The organism is Roseobacter denitrificans OCh 114 (assembly GCF_000014045.1).
In the GTDB taxonomy this organism is placed as follows: Bacteria; Pseudomonadota; Alphaproteobacteria; order Rhodobacterales; family Rhodobacteraceae; genus Roseobacter; species Roseobacter denitrificans.
In genome coordinates this window covers 3,880,870-3,893,945 of sequence record NC_008209.1, presented here as the reverse complement: position 1 = coordinate 3,893,945, position 13,076 = coordinate 3,880,870, and the positions used below count along the sequence as shown (strand labels likewise).

12 protein-coding genes are annotated in these 13,076 nt (G+C 56.7%); all 12 read left to right on the top strand.

Annotated elements, in window-relative coordinates; genetic code table 11:
* Positions 1-103: 103 nt before the first annotated feature.
* On the top strand, positions 104-1,030 hold the full coding sequence (locus tag RD1_RS20490) for a calcium-binding protein (protein ID WP_011570090.1): 927 nt from the start codon (positions 104-106) through the stop codon (positions 1,028-1,030).
* A gap of 593 nt (positions 1,031-1,623) precedes the next feature.
* Positions 1,624-2,607, top strand: a complete 984-nt coding sequence (locus RD1_RS18445) for an extracellular solute-binding protein (RefSeq protein ID WP_011570089.1) — start codon at positions 1,624-1,626, stop codon at positions 2,605-2,607.
* Between the two features lie 59 nt (positions 2,608-2,666).
* On the top strand, positions 2,667-3,749 hold the full coding sequence (locus tag RD1_RS18440; protein WP_011570088.1) for an ABC transporter ATP-binding protein: 1,083 nt from the start codon (positions 2,667-2,669) through the stop codon (positions 3,747-3,749).
* Positions 3,746-5,401 carry an ABC transporter permease gene (locus RD1_RS18435; RefSeq protein WP_011570087.1) on the top strand — a complete coding sequence of 552 codons (1,656 nt, stop codon included), beginning with the start codon at positions 3,746-3,748 and terminating at the stop codon, positions 5,399-5,401. The genes RD1_RS18440 and RD1_RS18435 overlap by 4 nt, the downstream gene beginning before the upstream one ends.
* Before the next feature lie 8 nt (positions 5,402-5,409).
* Positions 5,410-6,360 carry a hypothetical protein gene (locus RD1_RS18430; RefSeq protein ID WP_011570086.1) on the top strand — a complete coding sequence of 317 codons (951 nt, stop codon included), beginning with the start codon at positions 5,410-5,412 and terminating at the stop codon, positions 6,358-6,360.
* Between the two features lie 304 nt (positions 6,361-6,664).
* The gene (locus tag RD1_RS18425) at positions 6,665-9,019 is read left to right on the top strand and encodes a hypothetical protein (protein WP_044033259.1); all 2,355 of its coding nucleotides are present in this window, start codon (positions 6,665-6,667) and stop codon (positions 9,017-9,019) included.
* Between the two features lie 672 nt (positions 9,020-9,691).
* Positions 9,692-9,889, top strand: a complete 198-nt coding sequence (gene secE / locus RD1_RS18420; protein ID WP_011570082.1) for a preprotein translocase subunit SecE — start codon at positions 9,692-9,694, stop codon at positions 9,887-9,889.
* A 205-nt stretch (positions 9,890-10,094) separates the two neighbouring features.
* The gene (nusG, locus tag RD1_RS18415) at positions 10,095-10,628 is read left to right on the top strand and encodes a transcription termination/antitermination protein NusG (RefSeq protein WP_044033258.1); all 534 of its coding nucleotides are present in this window, start codon (positions 10,095-10,097) and stop codon (positions 10,626-10,628) included.
* 103 nt (positions 10,629-10,731) lie between these two features.
* A complete protein-coding gene (rplK, locus tag RD1_RS18410; RefSeq protein ID WP_011570080.1) occupies positions 10,732-11,157 on the top strand; it encodes a 50S ribosomal protein L11 in 426 nt (141 codons plus the stop codon).
* Position 11,158: 1 nt separating this feature from the next.
* Entirely contained in the window at positions 11,159-11,857 is a 699-nt protein-coding gene (gene rplA, locus RD1_RS18405; RefSeq protein ID WP_011570079.1) for a 50S ribosomal protein L1, read from the top strand.
* Between the two features lie 239 nt (positions 11,858-12,096).
* Complete coding sequence (gene rplJ / locus RD1_RS18400) at positions 12,097-12,612, top strand: 50S ribosomal protein L10 (RefSeq protein ID WP_011570078.1); 516 nt, start codon at positions 12,097-12,099, stop codon at positions 12,610-12,612.
* Between the two features lie 74 nt (positions 12,613-12,686).
* Complete coding sequence (rplL, locus tag RD1_RS18395) at positions 12,687-13,058, top strand: 50S ribosomal protein L7/L12 (protein WP_011570077.1); 372 nt, start codon at positions 12,687-12,689, stop codon at positions 13,056-13,058.
* The last annotated feature ends 18 nt before the right edge of the window (positions 13,059-13,076 follow it).

The following is a 13,076-nucleotide window of genomic DNA, read 5'->3' as shown; positions in this document are numbered from 1 at the left end:
TCACGATCATACGTGATTTTACTCATTGAGCGTTCGCGGATTTAACAAAGTCGTCCTCAAGACATTTCACTTTAATCCAAAGAAAAACATACTGGAGACCCCGATGTTTAGTTTCTCGAATTCCTTTGCAGATTTCCGTGCCCTCATTGAGCGGCTGCAGGGCGAGCAAGACGCGCGCGCAGCACAGATTGTCACAAACAACAGTGAGCAGACGTTGACAATACGTCGGGGCGACGACGTTTCTGAGCGCGCGGATGACGAGGGTATCATTCGCGTCACGCAGGGCGAGAACGGTCCTTTGATCGAAGGCGATCTCCCCGACAATGCAGTTCTTCAGGTCGGTCAGGGCCAAGGCGCCCTTGCGCCGGTTGCCGAAGACGTCACCGCGCCAGCCCCCGTTGTCGAGCAAGCCGCCGAAATGACAGCCTCGACAGTCTCGAGCAATATCATCCGCCTCACGCAGGGCGAGAATGGGCCCGTTGTCCAAGGCGACGTGCCGGAAAATGCCGAACTGGTTGTTGGACAAGGTGCGGGCGATGTCGGGAGGCCCACGGAATCCAGTGTCGTCATAACAGGAGGAACAGAGCAAATCGACCGCAGCCCCGCGCCCGAGCCTGCGCAAACCATCGAAGGTTCTGAGGGTCGTGACTTCTTGCGTGGTGGCACGGGCGATGATGTGATCAACGGAAATGATGGTCGCGACCGTCTGACTGGCGGTGATGGTGATGATGTACTGGCAGGTGGTAAAGGCAGCGATGTCCTTGATGGAGGGCAGGGCGACGATGTCTTCATCTTTAACGAAGGCGACGGCTTTGACCAGATTCGCAACTTCGATTTGCTGGGCGACGATGTTCTGCAGATCGGTGTTGACGGCATTGACAGCCTCGATGATTTCCTTGGTGCGCTGACATCGACACAGGATGCCGGACAAGCCGAGAACGCAACGTTCGATTTCGGCGGTGGCGATCGTCTGAACATCACGCTTGATGCTGTCGAGAACCTGACCGCAGAAGACTTCATCTTCGTTTGAACCTGCCACAGATGGACCCGACATGTTTCGTGCAAAATCTCGCACTAAACGTCGGGGTCATCGCCTTTTGGGCCTCCCAAATCGGGCAGTCCATCCCCAGTTGCAGTGCATCGCAAAACCAGCGCCGCCACCCAGTGGAACGCTGTACGTTGGGCCTTTTCAACATCACCGCCATTAGAGCAAACGCGCCCCGGGCTCAAACCCTCGACCTGCGTCAGCGGCGTGAATTGCCGGGGGAGAGGGGGTGGTCCCGCAACAAAACTGCAGGTCACTCTGCGCGACGGGCAGACCCTCTGCACCGGATGTTTGGGAACTGGCGCCATGACACGATGCGCCGCCCGCCTTTGGGCGAATCCTCACCAAACGCGCGTCGACCGGGTCACGCGCCGCAGGCGAAAACCGTCATAAAAAAGGCCGTCATTGCGAACATGTGCCGAGATCAAAGCCCCTCTTTCACTTGAACACCGCGCACGTCATGCCTGACGCGCGATGTGATCCATTGACGTATTCAAGAATTTTGATTGCGATATTCACGGTCCCGGGCTTTATTCTCCAGAGTGCGACGCCAAAATCAAAGACTTGTGGGAGGTCATATGAAAAGAACTATTCGGGCATTGTCCATCGCAGCAGCACTTGGCATGGGTGCATCAATGGCAACAGCGGAAGGCAGCGTGACAGTCTACACCGCCGTGCCGCAGAACTTCATAGACGCGCTTGTGCCCATGTTCGAGGAACAGACCGGCACATCTGTCGAAATCATCAAGGCAGGCTCCGGAGAGCTGCTCAACCGCCTGACCGCCGAGGCAGGCGCGCCTGTGGCGGATGTTCTATGGAGTGTTGACGGTACTGTCATCGACTTCAATCCGACCCTGTTTGAAGCATATGATGCCGCAGGTTCCGACATGCTCGCAGAAGGTATGAAGCAAAGCGACATGTGGTCGCCATTCACCGCCGTTGTGATGGTTCTTATCGTCAACGAGGGCGAACTTGACGGCAAGCCGGTCCCCGACAGTTGGGCAGCCCTCGCCGATCCGATGTATGATGACATGGTTTCATCTGCGCGTGCTGAAGCCTCTGGGTCCGCCTATATCCAGTTGGCCACAGTCCTGCAGGCGTTTGAAGACGAAGTCGCCGGCTGGAGCATCTATGAGGGCATGCTGTCGAATTTTGTTTTGTCCGACAGTTCCGGTGCCGTGCCACGTTTTGTGAATGACGGTGAATTGGCCGTGGGCGTTACCCTCGAAGACGCTGCCCTGCGCTATGTCGAGGGCGGCGGACCCGTTGAAATCGTCTATCCATCCGAAGGCACGGCCATTGCGCCCGACGCCATGGCGCTTGTCGCCGGTGCACCGAACGCGGACAACGCCAAAGCGTTCCTCGACTTCATGATGTCGAAGGAAGCGCAGGTCGTTGTGGCGGAACAGGGCCGTCGCCCCGTCCGCTCCGATGTCGATTCCAACCCGGCATTGCTGCCTTTGGCCGAAGTGAACTCGGTGGGCTATGACAGCGCATGGGCTGCGGAAAACCGCGCGCGGCTGGTGGAAGAATGGCAAGACATGGTGCTTGACGTTCAGTGATTTACAGCGCCGGGCGTCCTGATGTGCGCCCGGCATCTCCTACAGGATAGGTACACTGAATGGCCTCTGTTGAAATTACCGGCCTGCGCAAGCTGTATGGCGACGTGGTTGCGCTATCCGACATCAATATATCAATTCCGTCGGGGTCTTTCTTTACCCTGCTCGGCCCGTCGGGTTGCGGAAAAACTACGCTTTTGCGGACAATTGCCGGCTTTCATGATCAGAACGCGGGCCAGATAGTCATCGACGGGAAGTCCATAGAGGGCTTGCCCGCGCACCGCCGCGACGTTGGCATGGTCTTTCAGGATTATGCGATCTTTCCACACATAAGTGTGCGCGAAAACGTGGCATTCGGCCTGAAACAACGCAAGGTCGCTGCATCCGAGATCACCAAGCGCGTCAATGAGGTGCTTGAGGTTGTGCAACTCGGGGCATTCGCCGATCGCATGCCGCACGAGCTTTCAGGCGGACAACAACAGCGCGTGGGCCTCGCGCGGGCCATTGTGATCCGGCCCAAGGTTCTGCTGATGGACGAACCGCTCTCCAACCTTGATGCGCGCCTGCGGGTGGATCTGCGCGCTGAACTGCGCCGGATCCAGCGCGATCTGGGCATCACGACGGTCTATGTCACCCATGACCAGGAAGAAGCGCTCGCAATGTCCGACACCGTCTGCGTGATGTACCAAGGTGTGATCCAACAGGCGGCAAGCCCGCTCGACATCTATCTGCGGCCGGCCAACAAGTTCGTGGCCACGTTTGTGGGGGGCAACAATTTTCTGACGCTCACAAAATCGGACAGCCAATATGCGCTGACATCTGGAGGGGCCACCGTCCTGGGGGCGCAGCAGGCCATACAGGAAATCGTGTGCGCCATCCGCCCCGAAACCCTGCGCGTCACACCCGGCACCGTCGCCGCCACCGAGACGGAAATCGCCGTGCCTGCAAGACTGTCCGATGTCAGCTTTGTCGGGCGAGAGATGGAAGTCATCGCTACCACCGAGCAAGGCGAAACCGTGAAGTCCCTTGCGCGCCCCGACCCGGCCATTATCGCGCTTGCGCCGGGCAGCCCGGTCACCATCTGCGCAAAACGCAGTGACCTCGCCTTTTTCGAGGCCCCCGAATGCGGCGGGCGCATTACATGACGGGGTTTATCCGGCGTTGCGATTTCTGGACGGTCGTTACCGGCGTGATACTCGCCGTTCTGGTCGTGTTATTGCTTTTACCCATTGTGCGCGTGCTGATGCTGTCCTTTGTGGATGCGGACACGCTTGAATGGACGTTTGGCAACTACGTTGAGGTATTTACGCGAAATTACTATCTCAACGGGTTGAAAAATACCCTGTTTGTCGGCGTCCTCGGCACTTTGGGCGCATGCCTCATCGGCATCCCGCTTGCTTTTTTCACGGCGCGGTTTCACCTCAGGGGGCGGGCGTGGATCTCAACGCTGGCCATCCTTGTCCTTGTCGCGCCTCCCTTCATCGGGGCCTATGCGTGGATCATGATGCTGGGGGCAAATGGGTTTATCACCAATTTTTTCGAAGCCATCGGGATCGAGACACCGACGATCTACGGCGCACATGGCATCATCCTTGTCTTTACCCTCAAGTTTTTTCCCTTCGTCTTTCTCATGACGCAAACAGCGCTGATGGCGGTCAACAAGTCCTTCGAGGACGCCGCAGAAAGTCTTGGATGCACACCATGGCAACGCTTTACCAAAATCACACTGCCCTTGGTTTTTCCGGCGATCAGCACCGGAGCGATCATCTGTTTCGTGCTGTCCATTGCGGATTTTGGTACCCCTGCGATCTTGGGGCGCGGCTTTCGCACGCTTTCTACCATCGCATTTGCGGCGTACCGCTCGGAACTCGGCGGTCTGCCGACCATGGCGGTCACCGTCTCCATGATCATGATCATCATCTCGATGCTGGCGCTTTTGGCACAAAGACGCATTCTGGCAAAACGGCGTTATGCCAGCAGCCTCACCAACCTGCCTGTGAAAGCCAGACTCACCGGGTGGCGCAACATCGCGGTGCACAGCTTTTGCCACGGTGTTGTCCTCATCGCGATGCTGCCAACGCTCGTGGTCGTTTATACGTCCTTCCTGAAAACCAACGGCCCGGTCTTTGTCGGCGGCTATGGTTTTGAAAGCTACGAACGTATCCTGCGCACAGCTCCCGATGCGATCACCAACAGCTTCGTGTTTGCCATCGCAGCCGTGATCCTGATCACCATGTTCTCGGCCCTGATCAGCTACGTGATCGTCCGGCGCGAAACCACAGCATCCGGCACAATCGACTTTCTGATGATGGTCCCCTACCTGATCCCCGGCGTGGTCATGGCCATTGGCTTCGTCACCACCTTCCGCTCTGGTTTCATGGGTGGGATGAGCGCGGCGTGGTTTTTGATCCTGCTTTATTTCATCCGGCGATTGCCCTACGGCGTGCGATCAACGACATCGAGCCTGCGGCAAATCAAACCCTCCATGGAAGAAGCGGCCATCAACCTCGGTGCGCCACCACTGAGTGCTTTCTTGAAGATCACAATCCCCTTGATCCTGCCGGGGCTTATTGTGGGCTCCCTTATGGGTTTCATCACGGCCATCAACGAGTTGTCCGGTACGTTGATCCTCTATGACGCGGGTACAATCACGATGCCCGTCTCTATATACCTTGCCGTTCTCGACGGTGAATTCGGCCTCGCAGCCGCGCTTTCGACGGTGTTGCTGCTGTGTACGGGTGTTTGCGTCTATCTGGTTTTCCGCTTCACCGAAGACCGCGACAACGCATTTCTCTGAAGGGCATCATGAAACTGGAGGTTTTCAACAGATCGAAATACCGCGACGGTTCTGCACCGGGCGATGACGTTCCACTCGCGGTGCCGGGCGTGGTTTTCGGGGTGTTTGACGGCGCCACCGATCCGCTCGGCACAGTCATTGACGGTGTGGCCGCTGGCCGGTTGGCCGCTCTCACCGTCGCCGCAGAAATGACCGCGATTGCGCTTGACCCGGCCGCGCGAAATGCCCCCGGCGATCAGATCATCGCTCGCCTTTCGTCGGTGCTGAAGGCCCGGACTGACCCGCTCGATCTGAAAATTCCACCCTCAACGACAATCGCCGCCGCATTGGATTGCGGCCACATGTGGCGCTTTTTACTCCTCGGAGACAGCGCCGTTCGCCTAAACGGCACCGAGGTCCACCATCATGAAAAGATCATAGACCACGTGTCGACAGTGGCACGCGTGGCGCTTTTCAACACGTTCGCTGACCAAACCAGCGACCGCGACAGGGTAGAGAACATGACCCGGCGTGGCATTTTCCTCGGCCTCGAAAAAGCCATCTGCGAAGGGGCTATCACGTCCGAATGCGCTGACGGTATCGTCGCGGACGCCATCGCGGCAACGGGGCTTGAGGCCGTGGCGGATATCGTGAGGGCCTTCTTGATGGACGGTATCCAGAGACAGTTTGCTTACGGAAATGCGCTTGGTAACCCGTTGTGCTTTGACACTCTGAATGGCGCCTTGCCTCAGCGCGGCGACCTGCAGGATTTCACGCGCGCAAAGGCGGATATCACAAGTATCGAAGTTTACACAGACGGTTATCCTGCCCCGCCCCCCGAGATCTCAGTGGCCGGGTGGGAAGCCGCGTTCCATGCCGCAGAAGCTACGGACTTCCACAAGATCCGGCAATTTGCCACGGTAAAAGGGTCAACCAGTACCGAATTCTATGATGATCGCGCTGTCGTCGTTTTGACCTGAACTGTGTTTGGTCCTGCGCACCGCGTGAAACAATGGCCACACCATTCGGGTGTATTCCCCGTTGACCTCTAGGCAAGCCCATTTTCGACATCCTCATTCTGTAAAAACACGAATTCCAACAGGTAGAACCGCTGTCTTGGTCTGAAAGTGTTGCAGACGTGTCGCCCGACACTTTGTCTGTTGCCGTTTCACAGACCTGATCGAAACAAGACGCCGAACCTGTACAGCCAACTAAGCTCGCCTTCTGGTAGTTGAAAATCGCGGTCTCATTTGTTAACATTAACTATTTGAAGTTGAGCGATTGATGTCCAAAGGAATTTTCTCAAGACTGTTTAAGGTTGCTGGCACATCCCAAGCCATTGATGGCGACGCGCTGTTGAGCGACGATAAAACTGAGCCGAATGAACGTGCTGGACCGTCCGACTCTGTCGATAGGCTCGCGGCTCAGAACGATAAGCTTAACCGAGTGCGCGACAAATTCACCCAGCGCGCGAAGGATGCCAATAACATTGCCTGGGCCGCACTTGGCGCCTCGTTCATTCTGGTCGCGCTCACGGCGGTGTTCATTGCCAACAGCGGTCGCATCTTCGACACTCAGCTTGACCTCTTTGTCCGTCACACGGCCAATATCGGTGAGTTCGACGAACAGATCAGCAAAGCTGAGGACGACCTGAGCGCGCTGGAAGACCTGCGGGGCGAAAACGCGGAGAAACTCGGGGAAATCCAATCCTACCTTGCAAAAGACAATTTCTTTTGGAGCAATAACCATCTCGCCGGGGGGTACAGCGAACCAAACGCGGACACATTGTTCGCGGTGCGGGTAAGCAACCAGATGGCCGTTGTGCTTGGTCAAGGCCTGCTCGAGGCCCAATTGCCAATCGACGTACCCACTGCTGACGCACCAGCATGGAAACCGGCGCGAATCTGCACCAGAGTTCCGAGCGGTGCGACGGACGACGATGCTTGCCCTGACACCCCCCCTGACATTTGGCATATTGGTCACAGCAAGCGCATAGGTTTCTTTGGGGCCGGCACCAATACTTTCATCCGCCGCACAAACGAAGATGACAGCGGATACTGGAAAATGACGCGCGTCGTCGAAGACGATGCCGCAGCTCCCTTCCTTTACGGTGCCAGCTTTCGAGCCGGGCGCGGCATCGTCTATGGTGAAGGCAGTCGCCTCTTTGTGACGGACAATCGCGGTGACGACTGGGCCGAATTGAAGGTTGATGAAGAAACAGAGCAGCAACTGTCACGCATTGCAGGCATTTATGTGGGGGCGCCTTTGGGCGATCAGCACTGGGTCGTGGTGGGCGCGCCGGGCCTTTTGTTTGTGTTCAAAATCAACGGGACCAACCTTGAAACCATATATCTGATGATTGAAGGCGAGGTGAAGCTCGCCAAGGACGCCGGAAACTTTCTGCCGGCCCCCGCCAGCGGCTCGCAACGCGGTGCAAAGCTAGGTTATTTCGACGTGTTGCATGCCTATCCCAACCAAAAGAAGGATCGCTACTTGGCGCTTTCCTCGGGCGGGTTTTTTGTAGAGATCGGGGTTGAAGGCGACGGTATGCTCGAAAAGCTGCGGGCCCCGCGCTGGGGGTATTTCCCTTGTGGGACATCTGCACCTGACCCCGTGGAGCAGGATGAAAACGCACCGTCCAGTGCCGCGCAGCAGCCTGCCAGTCCATCACTGACGACGCAGACATCCGGCACACCTCATACCACGTTCGGCGGCTGGGGCGGCGATGGGGTTGCGATGGCTGATGCCTGCCGCATGCGCACGATCTCAACACTTTCGAAAAGCCACTTCGTGGCCTTTGGTGATCAGGCCGAAATCGTCAGCGCAGAGATCGCGACGCTCGAATGGCGTTCGAACGAAGCTTTGCCGAAGACCGTCGTAGGCAAAATGGGCGATCCAAAAAACGTCAAATTCTACGATTCCGCAGGTTTGGGAGACAACGCCATTGCGGTCGGCTCCGAAGGTGTGGTGGCGTCTGTTCGCCTTGATGCGAACAAAAACCTGATAGCCTCCGGCGCCCCACAGTCTCTTGGGCGTGAAGACCTGCTCGGCATCGGGCTCGTTGAGGAGGGGCAGCGGCCCGATTTGATCGTGGGCGCGCAGGGACGGATTTTTGCGAATGTTTCTGACCCGGATATCCTTCTGTATGCGCAGACCAATGTGCCGGAAAGCGTCGCCAATTACATCCAACAGAACACGACACAGAAGTTGCGGCTCAAGACCGGCGTGGATCCCGAGCTTCAGACCATGGCCAGGGAAATCGCGGATAATCAATCAAAGATCGCAACCGAATCGGAATTGCGTACCCATATCAGAGAGCTGGAACGCCAGAAGGGTGAACGCAGTCTCCAATCACAGCTCGACCGCAAAGACAGCCTGATCTGGTTGAACGGAGGGCGCTTCGTGGTGCTGGTCATCGCGTTGCTGCTGCTGCGATGGACGATTGCGATCTTTAATTACAACATCAAACTGGCACATTTCTTCCGCGCGCGCGCGGACATTTTAAAGCTTCACATCTATAGCAATACGCCACTGTCAGAACTGGTGTTGTCGATGTCCCCGGATAGCATCGACATCGGAGAAGCGAAATCGTCTGTCGCTGATCTGACGAAGATGCTGAATGGAGGAGCCAAGCAGTGAAAGTCTCCAGCCCCGGGGCAGCCGTACTTTTTGCGATGTGTTTGTCTGTGGCGCATGCTGCAGAGCAGAGGCCATATGACCTGCGACCTGCGCAAAGCCCGCTCCTGCAGCTGGTAAATGTTTCGAACGTCTGCAAGTCAAAATGCACCGGTAACTTCAACAGTTGCCTCAAGAACAAGCCAAGGGTAAAATGCGAGCGCATGAAGCGTCAATGTACAACCAAGTGTAGATGACAGTGCCAACAGGCCATGAACGAAACGAATGCAAAAATATTGCAAGCTCTTTGCCTTTGTGGTATTCTTGGGTTGTAGGATGCGGGATTAATACTGTGTTTATGAAAAAATCTTGGACTTATGCGTTTGTTTTGGCCACGCTCGTTGGCAGTGCTTGGCTGTCATCGCCCAGTGTTTCGCACGCTTGTCCTGTCACAAACCCTTCCTGTCGCTGAACCACATTTATTGGTGAACGCTTAGGTTATGCTCCGTGGGCCCGCGGGGCTTCTTTAGTTTTATCGCCTATATGTCTTTCGATTCGCCTAGGTGGTGCGGGCTGGGTCGCCTTGAAAGGGCGTCCTCACCGCGTAGGTGCCGGACAGACTGATCGCAATGGTCTCTTGAATTCCGAGGCTTTGCCCGTTACATCGCCAAGGTCACATCATAAAGAAGGTGCCCCATGGCCACGACCAATCCACTCCAGTTCATCCAGCAGGTTCGTGCTGAAGTGTCCAAAGTCGTGTGGCCCACGCGGCGTGAAGTGATGTTGACCACCGTGATGGTTTTCATTCTCGCAGCTCTGACGGCTGTGTTTTTTGCTCTTGTTGATATTCTGATCCGCTGGGGCTTGCAGTCCGTCTTGACGATGTTCGGGTAGCACCGCCGCAGGGCCGTGCAAAAAACCGATTACTGCTCTTGAAAGATTCGGATTTGCGGAGTATCCCGCAACCCTGACCTGAACGAGGGCGTGCGGCGATTCGAGTTGCGCGCCGATTTTCTGTTCTGGATCAGCGGCTCAAGGGCTTGATGGTAAAAGAAAATTGGCGCTCACGTGTCGATCGCAGACAGGGAATAGGGTTCAAATGGCAAAGCGGTGGTATTCGGTCAGTGTCCTGTCGAACTTTGAAAAGAAGATCGCAGAGCAAATCCGTACTTCCGTGGCTGAGCAGGAGTTGGAAGACCAGATCGACGAAGTTCTGGTTCCGACCGAAGAGGTGATCGAGGTGCGGCGCGGCAAGAAGGTGACCACTGAGCGCCGTTTCATGCCGGGTTATGTGTTGGTGCATATGGAGATGTCGGACAAGGGGTATCACCTTGTGAACTCCATCAACCGCGTCACCGGGTTCCTTGGGCCACAGGGCCGACCGATGCCGATGCGGGATGCGGAAGTGAACGCGATTCTCAACCGTGTGCAGGAAGGTGAAGAAGCGCCGCGCACTTTGATCCATTTTGAGGTGGGCGAAAAGGTCAAGGTTGCCGATGGCCCGTTCGAGGACTTCGACGGCATGATCGAAGAAGTGGACGACGAGAACCAGCGCCTGAAGGTGTCGGTGTCTATCTTTGGCCGGGAGACGCCGGTCGAACTGGAATTCACGCAGGTCAATAAGCAGTCCTGACGTGCAAAGCGTGGGAGGCGAGGGTGCCGCGGCATCCGGACCGGACCACGACAACAAGACCTGAGGCAGCGCGCTGCACCGGGGTTGGAAAAGGAGAAGGCCAATGGCCAAGAAACTCGTTGGCAGCATGAAGCTGCAGGTGCCCGCCGGGCAAGCAAACCCATCTCCGCCGGTTGGTCCGGCGCTGGGTCAGCGCGGCATCAACATCATGGAATTCTGCAAGGCGTTCAACGCCAAGACCGCAGATATGGAGCAAGGCGCCCCTTGCCCGACCGTGATCACCTATTATCAGGACAAGTCCTTCACCATGGATATCAAGACGCCGCCAGCGTCTTATTACCTCAAGAAGGCCGCCAAGCTGTCGTCCGGCGCAAAGACGCCGTCGCGCGAAGTCGTGGGTTACGTGAGCAGCAAGCAGGTCCGTGAGATTGCCGAAGCGAAGATGAAAGACCTGAACGCCACGTCGATCGAAGCGGCGATGAAGATCATTCTGGGTTCTGCCCGCTCCATGGGCATCGAGGTAAAGTAAGATGGCAAAACTTGGAAAAAGAGCCCGCGCTGCACGTGAAGCCTTCGCAGGCAAGGAAAACGTTACGGTCGAAGAAGCTGTCGCGCTGATTAAAGCGAATTCGTCGGTCAAATTTGACGAAACCGTTGAGATCGCGATGAACCTGGGCGTTGACCCGCGTCACGCGGATCAGATGGTGCGCGGTGTTGTCGGTCTGCCGAACGGCACTGGTAAAACCGTGCGCGTCGCTGTGTTTGCCCGTGGTGCGAAAGCGGATGAAGCAACGGCGGCTGGGGCGGACATCGTTGGTGCTGAGGACCTGATGGAAACTGTGCAAAGCGGCAAGATCGAATTTGATCGTTGTATTGCAACGCCTGACATGATGCCAATCGTTGGTCGTCTGGGTAAGGTGCTTGGCCCGCGTAACCTGATGCCGAACCCCAAGGTTGGCACCGTGACGATGGACGTCGAAGCCGCAGTGAAAGCGGCGAAAGGCGGCGAAGTTCAGTTCAAGGCCGAGAAAGGCGGCGTCGTGCATGCCGGCGTTGGCAAACTGAGCTTTGACGAGGCCAAGCTGGTGGAGAACATCCGCGCCTTCGTTGGAGCGGTGTCCAAGGCCAAGCCGACCGGCGCCAAAGGCGCCTATATGAAAAAGATCGCGCTGAGTTCGACCATGGGCCCGGGCGTGTCGGTCGCGATCGAGGACGCGAACGTCGAATAAGAATTTGGCGGGGCAACCCGTCAAGTAGGCAAGGCCGACACGTTGGCCTTGCTTTCTGTCCGAGACGGAGGGTTCGGGGGTCACCTCGCATAATTCCTTCCTGAGATGGGAAACGAGATCATTCAAGCCTTCGGGCGGTCATGGCTCGGGACCCTGAATTGGACCCGAAACGAGGGGCAGAAGATCGCTTCTCTAAACTGAGCCGGTCGGGGGAACCCGACCACAATTGGAGTGAAACTGTGGATAGAGCACAAAAAGAACAGTTGGTCGACGAACTCGGCCAGATCTTTGAAAGCTCTGGTGTCGTTGTGGTAAGCCACTACGCCGGTCTGACAGTTGCTGAAATGCAGGACCTTCGCGCGCGCGCACGCGACGCGGGTGGGTCTGTGCGTGTTGCCAAAAACAGGCTCGCCAAGATCGCCCTTGAGGGCAAGCCATGCGCAAGCATCGCTGACCTTCTGACGGGTATGACCGTTCTGACCTTTTCTGAGGATCCCGTGGCTGCGGCCAAGGTTGCTCAGGACTATGCCAAGGAGAATCAAAAGTTTGTGATTCTCGGCGGCGCAATGGGTGAGAACGCGTTGGACGCCGCCGGTGTGGAAGCCGTGTCCAAAATGCCTTCGCGCGAGGAGCTTATTGCTACTATCGCGGGCATGCTGGGCGCACCTGCTTCGAACATCGCCGGGGCCATTGGCGCACCTGCGAGCAATATCGCATCCATCTTGTCCACTGTTGAGGACAAGGCGGCCGCTTAAGCAATCGTCATATTGGCGTTGGGTTGAACACTCGGCGTTGGAAAACACATATCGTTAACGGAAAGAGCTAAAACATGGCTGATCTGAAAAAATTGGCGGAAGAGATCGTTGGTCTCACTCTGCTGGAAGCACAAGAACTGAAGACAATCCTCAAAGACGAATACGGCATCGAGCCAGCAGCCGGTGGCGCTGTCATGATGGCCGGTCCTGCCGATGCGGGCGCTGCCGAGGAAGAAAAGACAGAGTTTGACGTTGTATTGAAAAGCCCAGGCGCTTCGAAAATCAACGTCATCAAGGAAGTACGCGGCATCACCGGTCTGGGCCTGAAAGAAGCCAAGGACCTCGTCGAAGCTGGCGGCAAGATCAAAGAAGGCTGCGACAAGGCAGAAGCCGAAGAGATCAAAGGCAAGCTGGAAGCAGCTGGCGCCGAAGTCGAGCTGGCCTAAGTTGCCACGCCCGAAAGC

Bases quoted from the DNA above. Each gene is read 5' to 3' on its own strand.
- RD1_RS18440 (WP_011570088.1), top strand. From the start codon at position 2,667: ATGGCCTCTGTTGAAATTACCGGCCTGCGCAAGCTGTATGGCGACGTG.
- RD1_RS18435 (WP_011570087.1), top strand. From the start codon at position 3,746: ATGACGGGGTTTATCCGGCGTTGCGATTTCTGGACGGTCGTTACCGGC.
- RD1_RS18445 (WP_011570089.1), top strand. From the start codon at position 1,624: ATGAAAAGAACTATTCGGGCATTGTCCATCGCAGCAGCACTTGGCATG.
- RD1_RS18425 (WP_044033259.1), top strand. From the start codon at position 6,665: ATGTCCAAAGGAATTTTCTCAAGACTGTTTAAGGTTGCTGGCACATCC.
- rplL (WP_011570077.1), top strand. From the start codon at position 12,687: ATGGCTGATCTGAAAAAATTGGCGGAAGAGATCGTTGGTCTCACTCTG.
- rplK (WP_011570080.1), top strand. From the start codon at position 10,732: ATGGCCAAGAAACTCGTTGGCAGCATGAAGCTGCAGGTGCCCGCCGGG.
- RD1_RS18430 (WP_011570086.1), top strand. From the start codon at position 5,410: ATGAAACTGGAGGTTTTCAACAGATCGAAATACCGCGACGGTTCTGCA.
- secE (WP_011570082.1), top strand. From the start codon at position 9,692: ATGGCCACGACCAATCCACTCCAGTTCATCCAGCAGGTTCGTGCTGAA.
- RD1_RS20490 (WP_011570090.1), top strand. From the start codon at position 104: ATGTTTAGTTTCTCGAATTCCTTTGCAGATTTCCGTGCCCTCATTGAG.
- nusG (WP_044033258.1), top strand. From the start codon at position 10,095: ATGGCAAAGCGGTGGTATTCGGTCAGTGTCCTGTCGAACTTTGAAAAG.
- rplA (WP_011570079.1), top strand. From the start codon at position 11,159: ATGGCAAAACTTGGAAAAAGAGCCCGCGCTGCACGTGAAGCCTTCGCA.